The sequence below is a fragment of the Natronomonas gomsonensis genome (genome assembly GCF_013391635.1).
Lineage (GTDB): Archaea > Halobacteriota > Halobacteria > Halobacteriales > Haloarculaceae > Natronomonas > Natronomonas gomsonensis_A.
The window spans coordinates 1,434,458-1,447,927 of sequence record NZ_JACAWU010000002.1; the positions used below are offsets into that span (position 1 = coordinate 1,434,458).

The 13,470-nt window shown below is 65.0% G+C and carries 17 protein-coding genes; 8 read left to right on the forward strand and 9 right to left on the reverse strand.

The annotated features are described in order from the left end of the window. Positions 1–33 precede the first annotated feature (33 nt). A complete protein-coding gene (locus HWX69_RS15970) occupies positions 34–621 on the forward strand; it encodes a cysteine hydrolase family protein (protein ID WP_178918040.1) in 588 nt (195 codons plus the stop codon). Positions 622–720: 99 nt separating this feature from the next. After that, a complete protein-coding gene (locus HWX69_RS15975; protein WP_178918041.1) occupies positions 721–1,569 on the forward strand; it encodes a helix-turn-helix transcriptional regulator in 849 nt (282 codons plus the stop codon). 130 nt (positions 1,570–1,699) lie between these two features. Here the strand turns inward: HWX69_RS15975 and fer are convergent, their stop codons facing one another. Further along, positions 1,700–2,089, reverse strand: coding sequence for a ferredoxin Fer (gene fer, locus HWX69_RS15980; protein ID WP_156710029.1), 390 nt, complete (start codon positions 2,087–2,089; stop codon positions 1,700–1,702). Positions 2,090–2,192: 103 nt separating this feature from the next. Further along, on the reverse strand, positions 2,193–3,389 hold the full coding sequence (locus HWX69_RS15985; RefSeq protein ID WP_178918042.1) for an inorganic phosphate transporter: 1,197 nt from the start codon (positions 3,387–3,389) through the stop codon (positions 2,193–2,195). 87 nt (positions 3,390–3,476) lie between these two features. On the opposite strand from HWX69_RS15985, the gene hisA reads away from it, so the two are divergent. Beyond that, complete coding sequence (gene hisA, locus HWX69_RS15990; RefSeq protein ID WP_178918043.1) at positions 3,477–4,196, forward strand: 1-(5-phosphoribosyl)-5-[(5-phosphoribosylamino)methylideneamino]imidazole-4-carboxamide isomerase; 720 nt, start codon at positions 3,477–3,479, stop codon at positions 4,194–4,196. Positions 4,197–4,229: 33 nt separating this feature from the next. Here hisA and HWX69_RS15995 read toward each other — a convergent pair whose 3' ends face one another. After that, positions 4,230–4,370: a hypothetical protein gene (locus HWX69_RS15995; RefSeq protein WP_156710032.1), complete on the reverse strand. Its 141-nt coding sequence runs from the start codon at positions 4,368–4,370 to the stop codon at positions 4,230–4,232. 94 nt (positions 4,371–4,464) lie between these two features. Next, positions 4,465–4,638 (reverse strand): hypothetical protein, encoded by a 174-nt coding sequence (locus HWX69_RS16000; protein ID WP_178918044.1) that lies wholly within the window; start codon positions 4,636–4,638, stop codon positions 4,465–4,467. Between the two features lie 74 nt (positions 4,639–4,712). On the opposite strand from HWX69_RS16000, the gene hisB reads away from it, so the two are divergent. The 3 genes from hisB (at position 4,713) to HWX69_RS16015 (ending at position 6,582) form a co-directional block, all read left to right on the forward strand. Further along, entirely contained in the window at positions 4,713–5,300 is a 588-nt protein-coding gene (gene hisB / locus HWX69_RS16005) for an imidazoleglycerol-phosphate dehydratase HisB (protein WP_178918045.1), read from the forward strand. Between the two features lie 59 nt (positions 5,301–5,359). Beyond that, the gene (locus HWX69_RS16010; protein ID WP_178918046.1) at positions 5,360–5,722 is read left to right on the forward strand and encodes a DsrE family protein; all 363 of its coding nucleotides are present in this window, start codon (positions 5,360–5,362) and stop codon (positions 5,720–5,722) included. 113 nt (positions 5,723–5,835) lie between these two features. Beyond that, entirely contained in the window at positions 5,836–6,582 is a 747-nt protein-coding gene (locus HWX69_RS16015; RefSeq protein WP_178918047.1) for a universal stress protein, read from the forward strand. Between the two features lie 127 nt (positions 6,583–6,709). Here HWX69_RS16015 and HWX69_RS16020 read toward each other — a convergent pair whose 3' ends face one another. Further along, a complete protein-coding gene (locus HWX69_RS16020) occupies positions 6,710–7,864 on the reverse strand; it encodes a thiolase family protein (protein WP_178918048.1) in 1,155 nt (384 codons plus the stop codon). A 240-nt stretch (positions 7,865–8,104) separates the two neighbouring features. Here HWX69_RS16020 and HWX69_RS16025 point away from each other — a divergent pair, with 240 nt between their 5' ends. Continuing rightward, positions 8,105–9,424 carry an ATP-binding protein gene (locus HWX69_RS16025; RefSeq protein WP_178918049.1) on the forward strand — a complete coding sequence of 440 codons (1,320 nt, stop codon included), beginning with the start codon at positions 8,105–8,107 and terminating at the stop codon, positions 9,422–9,424. Beyond that, the gene (locus tag HWX69_RS16030; RefSeq protein WP_178918050.1) at positions 9,424–10,248 is read left to right on the forward strand and encodes an MBL fold metallo-hydrolase; all 825 of its coding nucleotides are present in this window, start codon (positions 9,424–9,426) and stop codon (positions 10,246–10,248) included. The genes HWX69_RS16025 and HWX69_RS16030 overlap by 1 nt, the downstream gene beginning before the upstream one ends. A 5-nt stretch (positions 10,249–10,253) precedes the next feature. On the opposite strand, the gene HWX69_RS16035 is transcribed toward HWX69_RS16030, so the two are convergent. The 4 genes from HWX69_RS16035 to HWX69_RS16050 form a co-directional block, all read right to left on the reverse strand. Continuing rightward, a complete protein-coding gene (locus HWX69_RS16035) occupies positions 10,254–11,222 on the reverse strand; it encodes a DUF5787 family protein (protein WP_178918051.1) in 969 nt (322 codons plus the stop codon). Between the two features lie 83 nt (positions 11,223–11,305). Next, complete coding sequence (locus tag HWX69_RS16040; RefSeq protein ID WP_178918052.1) at positions 11,306–11,599, reverse strand: hypothetical protein; 294 nt, start codon at positions 11,597–11,599, stop codon at positions 11,306–11,308. Between the two features lie 95 nt (positions 11,600–11,694). Continuing rightward, the gene (locus tag HWX69_RS16045; RefSeq protein WP_246286526.1) at positions 11,695–12,612 is read right to left on the reverse strand and encodes a winged helix-turn-helix domain-containing protein; all 918 of its coding nucleotides are present in this window, start codon (positions 12,610–12,612) and stop codon (positions 11,695–11,697) included. 37 nt (positions 12,613–12,649) lie between these two features. Continuing rightward, positions 12,650–13,327 (reverse strand): haloacid dehalogenase type II, encoded by a 678-nt coding sequence (locus tag HWX69_RS16050; protein ID WP_178918053.1) that lies wholly within the window; start codon positions 13,325–13,327, stop codon positions 12,650–12,652. Between the last annotated feature and the right edge of the window lie 143 nt (positions 13,328–13,470).

The window sequence follows — 13,470 nt, forward strand, 5'->3', positions numbered from 1 at the left end:
CCGACGGTTGACTATCGATGACCGAACAGGGTCATGCCGTTTCGGGACTACGAGACGTTGAATCTGGACGACGCCGCGCTCGTGCTCGTCGACGTACAGCAGGGGTTCGACGACGACCGCTGGGGTGACCGGAACAACCCCGACGCGGAGCGCCACATCGCGGAGCTGTTGGGCCAGTGGCGCGAGAGTGGCCGACCCATCTATCACGTCAAACACGACTCGACGGAACGGGATTCGCCGTTGCGGCCGGGACGCCCCGGCAACGAGTTCAAGCCCGAGGCCGCACCCCGAGGCGACGAACCCGTCGTCGAAAAGCGGGTCAACAGCGCCTTCATCGGAACCGACCTCGAACGTCGACTGCGCGATGCGGGCATCGAACGGCTCGTCGTCGCCGGCTTCACCACCGACCACTGCGTGTCGACGACGACCCGGATGGCCGAGAACCTCGGCTTCGAGGTGTACCTCGTCGGCGACGCTTCCGTCACTTTCGACCGCGAGTTCGACGGCACTCGCTACGCCGCCGAGCAGAACCACCGACTCGCTCTCGCGCAACTCTCCGGGGAGTTCGCGACTGTCGTCGAAACCGCGACGCTGCTGGCGGCGCTGGAAGCCAACTCGTAACGAACGCGCTGTGCGGGTTCGGCCGCAAACACAGCGATGTCTCAGCGTCCGAGACCCACGCGGACCTTCTAAATGGTTTCGGGCGGTACCCGTCTAGCGATGGGTGACGAACGACGTGTGAACGAGTCGGCCGAACTCGGGGACGCCCCGGTCGTGGCGGATATCGACTTCCTCTCGGGGTCGCGGCACCGACTGCGGATACTGAACGTGCTTCGAGGAGACGCGATGAGCCGTCGGGACGTTCGCGCGTCCGTCGACGCCTCTCGGTCGACGGTGCGGCGGACCCTCGAGGGATTTCTGAGCCGCGGCTGGGTCGAATCGACGGACGACGGCTATCGGGTGACCGCGGCCGGTGAACTCGTGGCAGCGGAGTTCACTCGACTCTCGGAGACCCTCCGGCTCACCGAGGAGTTCGCGCCGTTGCTGGAGCACGTCCCGCCGTCGTCGTTCGATATCGAACCGGAGTGGCTCGCCGGCGCCGAGTTGACAGTGTCGACGACGGCGGAGCCGTACGCGCCGGCACAGACCCAAACCGAGACGATACGGACCGCAGACCGGTTCCGAGGGTTCCTGCCCGCCATCGAACTCGACGGAACGAAACTCGTCCACGACCGAATCACCAACGGGGAGTTCACCGCGAGCATCGTCCTCGGACCGGCGTGTGCCGACCACGTCATGGAAGAGCCCTTCGCGGAACTGTTCCGCGAAAAGCTCGCTACGGACCGATTCGAGGTCGCCATCGCCGACGGCCCGCTGCCGTTTTACCTCGGGTTACCGGACGACGAGCGGATCGAGATCGGCGTCGCCGACGACGAGGGGATTCCCCGGGCGCTGGTGCAGTCGTCGAACACCGAGTTTCGCGAGTGGGGCGAAGCGACGTTCGAACGCTACGAACGAGACGCCGAACGCCTATCGGCAGCGGATTTCGAGACTGAGCAGTCGGGATAGCCCTCGCTTTTCGAAAACGGATACAGGGGCCGCCGTGATCCTCGAAAGAGAAACCGACACGCCCCGCCGGCGAGGCGAGCGCGGTGCTACACGATACGCAAACGGTGTCCCAAAGCAGGACACACGCGGCTTAGATGACGCGGTTCTGCAGGTAGTCGAGGTGTTTGGCGTTGTAGACGATTTTGACCGTGTCGGCAGCGGGGCTGCCGATACAGGTCAGGCGAACGCCCTTCTCTTCGACTTCCTCGTCGGAGAGGATCTGCTGCATGTCCATGTCGATTTCGCCCTCCTTGACGATGGCCGCGCAGTTCGCACACGCACCGGCGCGGCAGGAGAAGGGCCAATCGAAGCCCTGCGCCTCGGCGGATTCGAGGATGTACTCACCCTCCGCGACATCGAGCGTGCCGTAGTCCTCGTCGTCGAGGCCGGCGTCTGCGGCCTCATCGAAGAGGCCGTCGTCGTCGATGTCCCAGCCGTGGTCGTCCAGCACTTCGTAGTTGAGGTATTCTACCGTGGGCATCACTGAGTGAGTTCACGCGCCTCTGTGTTGAAGGTTGCTGTTAGGAGATGGGTCTTCGGCGCAATCCGTACGTGCGTTCAGTTTTCTTTGCTACGGCTTCCCATCACGCCACGAGCGTGAACCGAAACACGAGAAACGCCCCGATAGTGGCGACCGCGGGGACGACGTTCTGCATCAAAATGACACGTCCGGTCGTCTCCGGGTCGAACAGGTCCGATGCCGCAGGGATGTCCTCGGGGTTTTCCTCGCCCATCGGTCGTGCCGAAGCGCCGTCCGTCTCGGTGCTCCCGACGGTCGCCGCGTCGTCGGCCGCCAGCGCCCCGACGGAGACGTTCGCTCCCGCACCCTCGCCACGAACCGCATCGCGGGCGGTCGTCGTCCGCGTCGCACGACCCCACCCGAGGCCGACGATGGACATCGTCGCGATGATGACGAAACTGGCGGGGACGCCGATTGCGGCGAGTCCCGCCGTCAGCGTCGAGGAGACGACGGCGACGACGATGGCGGCGGTCAGCGGAAGTTGTGTGAGGTCGTTGCCCATCGTATCGAGCGTCCGGCGGGCGATGCTAAACGCACCGAGACCGACGGCGACCGACGCCAGCAGGATGCCGAAATTCATCGTTATCGCGCCGCTGCCGAACAGCGGCCCAACGGCGTTGGCGACGTTCGAGGCGCCGCTAGAAAACGCCATGAAACAGCCGATTGCGACGAGAAGCAACGTGCCGGCGAGTTCCCGTCGGGTGGTTCCCTCCGTGAGATGCACCGTCGGTATCCGGCCCGAACGCTCGATTCGGAACGGACCGCCCTCCGTGCCCGCGATGGCGACCCACTGATTGAGGTACGGGTAGAGATACCGGCCGATGACGCCGCTGACCCAGAAGGCGACGATGGGGGCGACGACCCACCAGCTGACGATTTGGCCCATCACGACCCAATTGAGGTCGCCGGTCGCCAATCCGAGCCCGGCGATGGAGCCGACGGCGGTCATCGACGTCGAGGCGGGGACGCCGAAGAAGTTCGAGATGAACAGCGCCAAGCCGATAAAAAAGAGGACGATGATGCTCGCCTGCGTGGTGAACAGTTCGGCAGGGACGATTTCCCCGCCCAGCGTCTCGACGACCTCACGACCGAGCGTCCAGCCACCGACGAAGAAAAACACCGTCATCAACAGTCCCGCGCCGGCCTTCGGGAGGATGTCGGCGCCGACGGCGGGGCCGAACGCCGGAGCGGTGTTCGCGCCCCCGATGTTGTAACCGACGAAGACCGCAACGAGGAGGCCCACGACGAGCAACGCATCCATACGGGATTGGTGGATTGGTCGGCAAATAAGCGCCACGCTCGCGTTCCAACGGGCAGGTTTTTGGCCGCCCCCACCGGTTGAAGACGTATGTTTCCGGAGTTCGAGGTCATCCCTGCGGTCGACATGCAGGACGGACAGGTCGTCCAGTTGGTCGGCGGCGAGCGCGGCACCGGCAAGACCTACGGCGACCCCGTCGAGGCGGCCGAGCGGTGGGTCGACGAAGGCGCCGAAACGTTACATCTCGTCGACCTCGACGGCGCCTTCGAGGGCGACCGCGAGAACGCCCCCGCCGTCGAGGCGATTCTCGACGCCGTCGACGTGGACGTCCAGTTGGGCGGCGGTATCCGGACCGCCCGAGATGCCTGTTCGCTCCTGGAGTTGGGCGTCGACCGCGTCATCCTCGGAACCGCGGCCGTCGAGAACCCAGCCATCGTCGGCGCAATCAGCGAGGACTTCCCCGGCAGCGTGATGGTGAGCCTCGACGCAAAGGGTGGGGAGGTCGTCGTCTCGGGGTGGACCGAGGGGACGGGACTGGACCCAGCGGAGGCCGCCGCACGCTACGATGACGAGGGCGCTGGTGCAATCCTCTTTACCGACGTGGACGTCGAGGGGCAGCTGGAGGGAATCCGCCGCGAACCGGTCGAGGCGGTCGTCGACGCGGTCGACATCCCGGTCGTCGCCAGCGGCGGCGTCTCGACACTTGAGGACGTGCGTGCGCTGAAGGATGCCGGTGCGGCGGCGGTCGTCGTCGGAACGGCGCTCTACGAGGGCCAATTCACGCTCGAAGAAGCGATGGAGTCAGTGTAGGCGCCGTCGCTGGTCGCCGAGGCGGATACCGACCTAACGGCGAACCGTCGCCCGAACCCGGCGGTACAGCGCCGCCGCGCGTGCGAGCAGTCCCGCTTTCGTCGTCGCCGGGAGCTCCGGCGCGACGGGTTCGGCCAGCGCCGCGGCGACGGGGAGCAGGTTTCGCGCGCTCATACAACGCCCGACGTTGTCGCCGAGGGGTCAAAACGTTCAGTCAGACGGCCGTCACGCACCCGTACGACGAGGGCGGTTCGACGCCGACAAGAACCTACACCGCGTCGTCGACGGCCTTCCCGAGACGGGGGTAGTTCTCGACGAGGTAATCACGAAGGAAGACGAACCCGACGACCACGAGGAGCGCGAACACCGCCGCGCCGAGCGGCCCCACCCGCTTGACACTCAGTTTCCACGCCGTCCACGCGAGTCCGAACAGTTCGAGCATACTGACATTTCGGCACCCACATATAAAAATCACGTCGCCGCAACCACCTTAAGCGAGCACGAGAACTACCGCACATGACAGACCGGACGGCAGCACGGACCCGCGAAACCGCCGAGACGGACATCGATGTGACGCTCGACCTCGACGGCGACGGCGACGCCACCGTCGAAACCGGCGTCGGCTTCTTCGACCACATGCTGGAGGCGCTGGCGAAACACGGCCTCTTCGATGTGACCGTCCGGTGTGACGGCGACCTCGCCATCGACGACCACCACACCGTCGAGGACGTGGCCATCACGCTCGGTGCGGCCTTCGAGGACGCCCTCGGCGACAAGCGGGGCATCGTCCGCTACGCCGACCGGAAGGTGCCGCTCGACGAGGCCGTCGCCGAGGTCGTCGTCGACGTGTCGGGTCGCCCTCGCTTTTATTTCGACGGGGAGTTTTCTCAGCCGACGGTCGGCGATTTCACGAGCGACATGGCGCGGCACTTCGCCGAATCGCTGGCGCTGAACGCCGGCTTGACGCTCCATGCGTCGGTGTCGGGGGAGAACGCCCACCACGAAATCGAGGCGCTGTTCAAGGCGCTGGCCCGGGGACTCGACGACGCGACGCGCATCGACGAGCGCCGCAGCGACACGCCGAGTACGAAAGGCGAACTGTAGGTGAGCGTCGGCACTCGAACCGGGGCGGACTTTATTTCCAAGTCGAACGAAACACGGCCATGAGCGGCCACATCGATGGGGTCGTCGTCCACATCACGAGTCCCGACGCCAACGACTGGGAGCAGGCACTCCGAAACGTCTCGAACCTCCACAGCGACGAGAGTGTGCCGATCGAACCGAATCTGATAACCATCGTCGTCAACGGCGACGCGACCCGGTTCCTGCAGGCGGACGAACCCGACGCCGACCGGCTTTCCCGACTGGCCGATTCCGGCGTCCGGATTCTGGCCTGTTCTAACTCGCTGGACCGCCTCGGGTATTCGCCGGATGAACTGGCAGATGGCGTCGACACGGTCGACTCCGGGGTCGCCGAAGTGACGCGGTTGCAGTGGCACGGCAACGGATACCTCAAACTGCCATGAGGGACGACGAAAGCGAACAGCCCCGAGGCGCGACCGAACGCACGCTGGCTTTATCACCGGAGCGCATCTGACATCTAGGTCAGTCCCATCGGATTCGACGGGGCGTTCAGACAATGGAAGACAGACCAACCATCCTGCTCCCGGTCAGCGTTCTCGAAGGGGAATCGATTCCGGAGGGCGTTCCCGAACTCCTGACGAACGCCCACGTCGTCCTGCTCGGCTACCACGTCGTGCCGGAACAGACCGCCACCGACCAGGCGCGTCAGCAGTTCGAAGATCAGGCCACTCGCCGTCTCGAGGATTTCACGGTGATACTCGAAGACGCGGGTGCGACAGTCGAATCACGGGTCGTGTTCACCCACGACGGGCAGACGACAATCGACCGAATGACGGACGAGCACGACTGTCTCGCGGCCCTGATTCCGAACGCGACGAGACCGCTCGAGAACGTTCTGGTCGCGGTCCGCGGAATCGTCGGTATCGACCGGTTCGTCCGATTGGTTTCGGGCCTGTTCGCACCGCTCGATGTACGCGTGACCCTGTATCACGTCGCTGAAGCGGACGAATCAGACGAGGACGTAGAGACGCTGCTCGACGGAATCGCGACTCGACTCTCCGAAGAAGGGGTCTCTCCGGAGTTAATCGACACCCAAATCTCGCGTGGAGACGACTCTCAGCAGTTAATCCTCGATGCGGCCGACGACAACGACGCAATCGTCATGGGCGAATCCGACCCATCGGTGACGACGTTCCTGTTTGGGATGACCGCAGAACAGGTCGCCGATCAGTTCCTCGGTCCGGTCTTCGTAATCCAACACGAGGAACCGGAAGTCGAGGAAGCGGCGACCGATACGGAGTGACGATTCCGACAGCGAGCCAAAGAATAGTTTCGAGAAACTCACCGAGCCGATAGACAGGGCCACGCTACCGGCTGTTGAGTCGGGAGTCGCTGAAAGAAAGTCGTGAGTCGTTCGACGCGTTCGGCGTTTATCGAAGCTTGAACTCGATGGCTGCGCCCTGGCCGAAGCCGACGCATTCGGTGGCGAGGCCGAGTTCGGCGTCGTCGCGCTTGCGCATCTCGTGGATGAGCGTGACGGGCAGGCGGGCACCGGTCGCACCGAGGGGGTGACCGATGGCGATGGCGCCGCCGTTGACGTTGTAGATGTCGTCGTCGAAGCCGAGCTCCTGCTGGCAGTAGTAACACTGGGAGGCGAAGGCCTCGTTCAACTCGACGAGGTCGTAGTCGTCGGCGGTCGTCCCGGAGCGCTCGAACAGTTCCTCACACGCCGGGATGGGGCCGATACCCATGACCTCGGGTTCGACGCCGGCGACGGAGTTGTTGCCGACTTCCGCGAGGATTTCGAAGTCGTGCTCCTCGGCGAACTCCTCGGAGGTGACCAACAGCGCGGCGGCGCCGTCGGTCGTCTGGGAGGCGTTGCCGGGCGTGACGGTGCCGTCGGCCTGGAAGACGGTCGGCAGCTCGGCGAGTTTCTCGGCGGTCGTGCCGGGACGGAGTCCCTCGTCTTCCTCGACGAGAATCTCGTTGCCCTCGTCGTCGTGACCCTCGATGGGGACGATTTCGTCGTCGAAGCGACCCTCCTCGGTGGCGGCGACGGCGCGCTGCTGGGAGCGGGCGGCGTACTCGTCTTGCTCCTCGCGGCTCACGTCGTAGCGCTCGGCGACGGTTTCGGCGGTGATGCCCATCTGCAGGGCGGCGATGTTGTGGTGGTCGTTGAGGCCCGGGTGAATCTGGTTGTTCTGGCCCATCTTCACGCGGGACATCGATTCGACGCCGCCGGCGATGATACAGTCACGCTGGCCGGCACGAACCGCGTCCGCGGCGGAGATGACCGCCTGCGCCGAGGAGGCACACCAGCGGTTGATGGTCGTCGCGGGCGTGTCCTCGCCGAGTTCGGACATCAGCGCGATGACGCGGGCCATGTTGTTGCCCTGCTCTTCGCGCTGTTGGGCACAGCCCCACTGGAGGTCGTCGACGTCCTCGCCGGTGAGGTCCGTCTCCTCGAGGATGCGGTTGATGAGCGGAATCGAGAGGTCCTCCGGGCGAACCTCGGAGAAGACGCCGTCTTCCTTCCCGAACGGGGTGCGATACGCTTTGACTACGACCGGTGTGTTGGCACTCATACGAACCCTCATTATTTTTGCTCGCACGTTAAAGCTTCTACTCAGTCATTTTTGTCTTGTTAGCGGATTAGGGACAGCAGACATATTCTGTTAACCTCGTGGAGAAGGTAATTTATAAAGAACGGGGCGTCCGTGAGTGACCGCCGACAGCGAGCGGCGGAACCGCCCGTCCCGAAACCGTGGGCGCATATCAGCGCCTTTCGACGGGCTTATACTTCCGACCCGGTAAGGCTTCGGGGAATGAGCAGCCCCGAGCTCGATGTAGTCGAGTTTCTGTTGACTGCGGCCATCTACACGGAGAACCACGACCTCGACGAGCGGGACTTACCGCCCCGCTATCGTCGTGTTTTCTGGGAAGACGGCGAGGTCGAACGGCCGCTGACGACCACGACGAACACGGCCGCGGCGGCGACCGGCGTCGAACGCCCCTGGGAAGCCGTCTCGGGGCTGATGTTCACCGACCGCGACGACTTCTCCGGGAAGATCGAGTTCACCGACCGTGGGATGGCCGAATCGTGGCTCAAAGAGCGCCTCTCCGAGGAGCAACTGCTCGGCAATCCGACGCTGGCCTACGCCTTCGGCGAGGAGTTGGGCGTCGACTACGAGGCCGCCCGCGAGCAGAACCGCCCCATCCACGCCGACCGCGTGTGGATAGACTCACTCCTGGAGGAGATGTTCGACGAGGACGAAGAGGAGATGCTCGACCTCGTGGACGTGCGTGCCCCCGAGGAGATCGAGATGACCCTCGACGACCTCGTCCTCACGGCCGACCAGGAAAACGAGATTCACAAGGTCGTCAAAGCCATCGAACACCGCGACTACCTCGCGGAAATCGGTCTGCGTGAAATCGGAAAACTCCTCTTCGTCGGGCCGCCCGGAACGGGGAAGACCTCCGTCGCCCGCGCGCTCGCACAGGACCTCGATTTGCCGTTCGTCGAGGTGAAACTCTCGATGATAACGAGTCAGTACCTCGGCGAGACGGCCAAGAACGTCGACAAGACCTTCGAGGTCGCAAAGCGGCTCTCGCCGTGTATTCTCTTCATGGACGAGTTCGACTTCGTCGCGAAGACCCGCTCGTCGGACGAACACGCCGCCATCAAGCGCGCCGTCAACACGCTGCTGAAGAGCATCGACGAGATTTCGCTGATTCAAGACGACGTGCTCCTCATCGGCGCGACGAACCACCCCGACCAACTAGACGCCGCGGCCTGGCGCCGCTTCGACGAAATCGTCAACTTCCCGAAACCGGACCGCGGGATGCGTGCGGACATCCTCCGCATCGTCACCCGGCGGATGGACGTCGACGACTTCGACCCCGACGAACTCGCCGAGGCGACGGAGGGACTGACCGGGAGCGACCTCCGACTCGTCCTGCGTGAGGCCGTCCTCGATGCCCTCACCGAAAACCGGACGACGCTCACCCAGGAGGACCTCTTGGACGCCATCGAGGACTTCGAGGAGCGTGACAACCTCAAGAACATGGACATGATAGAGGGCGACGCGGACGCGCTCGTCGCGGGCGGTTCGGATAGCCCGAGCCACGACCACGACCACGACTGATGGAAGTCACGCTGCTCGGAACCGGCGACACGACGGGGACGCCGACGCCGAACTGCGAGTGTGACACCTGCACCGAGGCCCGCGAACGCGGCGTCGAGCGCTCTCGGTTTTCGGTTCACGTCCACAACGAACGCACCGGCGAGTCGTTGCTCGTCGACGCCAGCCCCGACTTCCGCCAGCAGTTCCTCGACAACGACGTCGCGTTGCCCGACGCCATCTGTATCTCACACATCCACTTCGACCACCTCGACGGACTGGGCAACGCCTACCGTCTGTTGGAGGACGTACCTGTGTTCGCGGCCGACGAGACCGACCCGGTCACCGGCGAGAGCGTCGCCGAGACCATCGAAGAAAAGTACGACTACCTCGATGCCGTCACCGTCTCGCCGGAGTCGCCGTTCGAACCGTTCGAGACTTGCGGGTTCGAGGTGACCCTCGTTCCCGTCGAACACCCGCCGCTGGTGTGTTACGGCCTGCGCGTCGAGGACCCCGAGACGGGCGCTGTGCTGTCGCTGTCCGGCGATACGAACTACGGCGTCCCCGTGCGCTCCCGAGAAGTGCTGTCCGGGGCCGACCTGTTGTTCGTCGACGGCATCGTTCCCGCCGCGTACTGCGAGTACCATCCCTACGGCGGCGACCACGCCGACGAGAACGGTATCCCCCGGACCTTCGGGACGAAACACATGACCATCGAGGGCGCACGCGCCTTCGCCGAGGACCTCTCGGTCGATGAGTACCGTCTCGTCCATCTCTCACACTACATCGCTGCCGAGGACGCCTTCGACGACGACATGGCTCTCGACGGCGAGCAGTTCGTGGTGTAGACGCGTTACGTCCCGAAGAAGCGGTCCAATCCCGTCTGTTTTCGGTCGGTTCCTGCCGGGTCGGCGGCCCACGGCGTGTGACGTTCGCGTGCCGCCTCACTGTCGGCCTCCGGTGGGTCAGAGGGGTCGTACCCGCCACATTCGGTGCCGCACTCCCGGGCAGGGTCGACCAGCCGACCCTTCCACTCGCAGTACGGAAGCGCGTCGTCCGGCCGGAACGGCGGGCCCCCCGCGTCGGCTTGGCTACAGGCTGGGAGCGTCTCCGGACGCCAGCCCTTGCCGTAGGCGCGTTCCGCGACTCGCCGACGGAGGCGGGCCTTCTCGGCGGCGGTGACGGGTTCGATGTCGACTCGGGCGGGCGATTCTTCGAGGACGGCGACTCCCGGTTCGTCGGTCGACAGCGGCGTGGCCTCCCGGACCACCTCGGTATCACCCGTTTCACTGTCGAAGCGCCACACGCCGACGGACTCCGGGATGCGATTCAGGTGCGCGCCCGTGACGTAGGATTCGGTGACGAGGACGACCTCGTCGAACAGTGCGAGCGAGACGTCCTTCCGCAACTGGAGTTCGAGGTCGCCTGGACGACCGAGGTCGGGTTTGTTCTCGAAGGCCCGCAACCCGCCGATCCAGTCGGGGTACCGCGCCGTCTGTCGGACGTAGCGGCGGCCGTTGCGGCGCTCGGCCGCGAAGAACCCGACTTCGACAGCGCGGTCGACGGCTCCCCTGGCACGGTCGGGAGCGGCGTCGATGGCGTCCTTCCAGTAGCGGGCCCGCCCCGCGCCAACGTCGCTCTCGATAGCGAGGTCGGGAATCGACTCGGCGGTGATGGCGACGCGGTCCTCGAACTCCGGACCCGGACGGATTTCGACGGCGTCGACGATGCGCGTGTGCGTGCCGAGTTGGCGGGCGAGGAGGCCGTCGCTTTCGGCCTCGATGGCGGCACACACCGCGAGTTCGAAGGGGTACTCCCGCACGACCGAACGTGGGGCCGCGAGGAGCAAAAACGGTCGGTTACCGACGGTCGTTGGAGGAGTGGAGGGCCGAGCGTCGGGGACGGCTATCCGAGCAGCGTAGCGGCGACGCCCACGGCGGCGAAGGGGGCGACGAAGCCGACGGCGAGCAGCGCGGGGAGGGTGAGCAACGCCAGCGGGGGCGTTCCAACGACCGAGAGGACGCCGACGACGGCGGCGGGGACGGCGACACCGGCGGCCAACACGGCGAGCACTAACAGCACTCGCACGGCCCACGCTGGAACGGTGACCACGAGGTCTCCGCGTTCGGTTCGTGTGACACGCCCCGACGCGGGCGTAGCGGAGACGGTTCGTCCGGCCTGTCTGGTTCCTTGGTTCATATCAGTACGAACGATCCACATCGGGATATATGTTCGCAGAAATACACTTTTGTAGACGAACCGACTGAAACCCAGTTAGGTATAGAGGTTGATACTTATGCGTCCGAACGCTCGGCCTCGATAACCGAAAGTGACTCGTCGAGAACGACGGTGAGTCGTTCGCCGTCCAGCGGTATTTCGACGGCCAGCCGCCACGGGTCCTCGTCGACGATTTCGGTGTGGCGGTCGGAGACGCACCACTCGAGCGTCCAGAACGGGACTGCGTTGAGGTCGATGCCGTGGTCCCGATAGAAGGAGACCACTTCCGCGTCGTCGAGGAGCGCGATACCGACGGTCGTCTTCGTCGTGTTCTCACACCGACGGCATCGGTGGGTCACCGTCACGTCGATGTCGTCTTCCGCGTCGGCGTGGGCTATGTCCGTCTGCATGCGCCCGTTGCAGGCCGGACAGACGCCGTCAGCGGAGAGACACAACAGATGTCGAACCCGCTGATTGAACGCGTCCATCACCGCCTCGCGGTCACGCCCTTCGAGGCCACCGGGCGGGAACTGCCAGTCGGTGTGAGCGCGGCCACAGTCCGGACAGTCGACGTAGAGCAGTTCCTCCTCGTAGTGGGCTTGCAGTCCGGCCCCACAGTCGATGCACTCGCCTTCGACCGAAAACGGGCCGAACTCGGGGTCCTGGTTCAGCGACCCCGACAGCACCGCCTGGATGACGGCGCGGCCGGCGCTCCGGAAGTCGTAGCCGTCGTCGGTCTTGCGGACGAACTGGCCCGTCAGTTTCTGGAGGTGGTAGTTGAACTGGGCGCTGTCGCGAACGCCGACGCGGTCTCGGAGCGCCGAGAACGTCACCGGACGGTCCGGTGCCTCCCAGAGCGCCTTGAGGATGGCGAATCGGGTTTCGTTGCCGACGACCGCGAAGGCCTCTGCGGGGGCGAGACACGCCTCACAGTCGAACGGGGAGGCGGCGCCTCGGCCCTCATGCTCCATGGCGGTTCCCTCTGCGTCACTCATACCCACACGATGGGCGGCCGCAGGCTAATATCTTCGCTCAACTCCGTTTTTGTAGTACGTCTGTCACGTCTCGGATGTCCGAGACGGTCGCGTCGGGGTCGCCGGCGAAGCCGTCCCACGGGACCTTCCCGCGGTCGAGCCACACGCCGGTCATACCGGCGTGTTGAGCGCCGAGTACGTCGAAGAAGGCCGCGCTGACGTGGGCGATAGCGTCTATCGGCGTCCCCGCTCGGGCGGCGGCGTGGCGGTAGATTTCGGCGTTCGGCTTGAAGGTCTCGACCTCGTCGGCGCTGATGGTATCTCCGATGTACTCGTCGATGCCGGCGGTTTCGACGAGCGACGCGAGCATCTCGGGGTTGCCGTTGGAGACGACGTACACGTCGTAGCCCGCCTCGGTCAGCGCGGCCATGCCGTCCTGTACGTCGTCGAAGACGCGCAGGTCGTGATACGTCGCGAGGATTTCCTCGCGTTCGCTTTCGGGGAGGTCGACGCCGTGGGTTTCGAGAGCGTGTTCCAGTGCCGCCCGATTGAACGCGTAGAACGTGTCGTAGGCGTCGGTTTCGTTTGCGACCATCGTGTACATCAGCGACCGCGACCGCCAGTGTTGGGAGATGGGTCGTGGGTTCTCGACGGCGTCTTCGAGGGCGGCCTCGACGGCGTCGACGTCGAGGAGCGTGCTGTAGGAGTCGAACGTGACTGTTTCGACCGAGGTCATACCCTGTGGTTGCGCTCGGGGGGCTTATCACTGTGGGCAGTGATCATGTGACAGACACACTCGGTTGCTAGCGGTCCCTGCGTCCTGAAACGAACGTCGACAGCGCCGGGCGCGACCACTCGGCGGAGCGAACGAAGCGGAAG

Bases quoted from the DNA above. Each gene is read 5' to 3' on its own strand.
- hisA (WP_178918043.1), top strand. From the start codon at position 3,477: ATGTTTCCGGAGTTCGAGGTCATCCCTGCGGTCGACATGCAGGACGGA.
- HWX69_RS15985 (WP_178918042.1), bottom strand. From the start codon at position 3,389: ATGGATGCGTTGCTCGTCGTGGGCCTCCTCGTTGCGGTCTTCGTCGGT.
- HWX69_RS15970 (WP_178918040.1), top strand. From the start codon at position 34: ATGCCGTTTCGGGACTACGAGACGTTGAATCTGGACGACGCCGCGCTC.
- fer (WP_156710029.1), bottom strand. From the start codon at position 2,089: ATGCCCACGGTAGAATACCTCAACTACGAAGTGCTGGACGACCACGGC.
- HWX69_RS16010 (WP_178918046.1), top strand. From the start codon at position 5,360: ATGAGCGGCCACATCGATGGGGTCGTCGTCCACATCACGAGTCCCGAC.
- HWX69_RS16025 (WP_178918049.1), top strand. From the start codon at position 8,105: ATGAGCAGCCCCGAGCTCGATGTAGTCGAGTTTCTGTTGACTGCGGCC.
- HWX69_RS16045 (WP_246286526.1), bottom strand. From the start codon at position 12,612: ATGAGTGACGCAGAGGGAACCGCCATGGAGCATGAGGGCCGAGGCGCC.
- HWX69_RS16015 (WP_178918047.1), top strand. From the start codon at position 5,836: ATGGAAGACAGACCAACCATCCTGCTCCCGGTCAGCGTTCTCGAAGGG.
- HWX69_RS16050 (WP_178918053.1), bottom strand. From the start codon at position 13,327: ATGACCTCGGTCGAAACAGTCACGTTCGACTCCTACAGCACGCTCCTC.
- HWX69_RS15995 (WP_156710032.1), bottom strand. From the start codon at position 4,370: ATGAGCGCGCGAAACCTGCTCCCCGTCGCCGCGGCGCTGGCCGAACCC.
- hisB (WP_178918045.1), top strand. From the start codon at position 4,713: ATGACAGACCGGACGGCAGCACGGACCCGCGAAACCGCCGAGACGGAC.
- HWX69_RS16030 (WP_178918050.1), top strand. From the start codon at position 9,424: ATGGAAGTCACGCTGCTCGGAACCGGCGACACGACGGGGACGCCGACG.
- HWX69_RS16000 (WP_178918044.1), bottom strand. From the start codon at position 4,638: ATGCTCGAACTGTTCGGACTCGCGTGGACGGCGTGGAAACTGAGTGTC.
- HWX69_RS16040 (WP_178918052.1), bottom strand. From the start codon at position 11,599: ATGAACCAAGGAACCAGACAGGCCGGACGAACCGTCTCCGCTACGCCC.
- HWX69_RS15975 (WP_178918041.1), top strand. From the start codon at position 721: ATGGGTGACGAACGACGTGTGAACGAGTCGGCCGAACTCGGGGACGCC.
- HWX69_RS16020 (WP_178918048.1), bottom strand. From the start codon at position 7,864: ATGAGTGCCAACACACCGGTCGTAGTCAAAGCGTATCGCACCCCGTTC.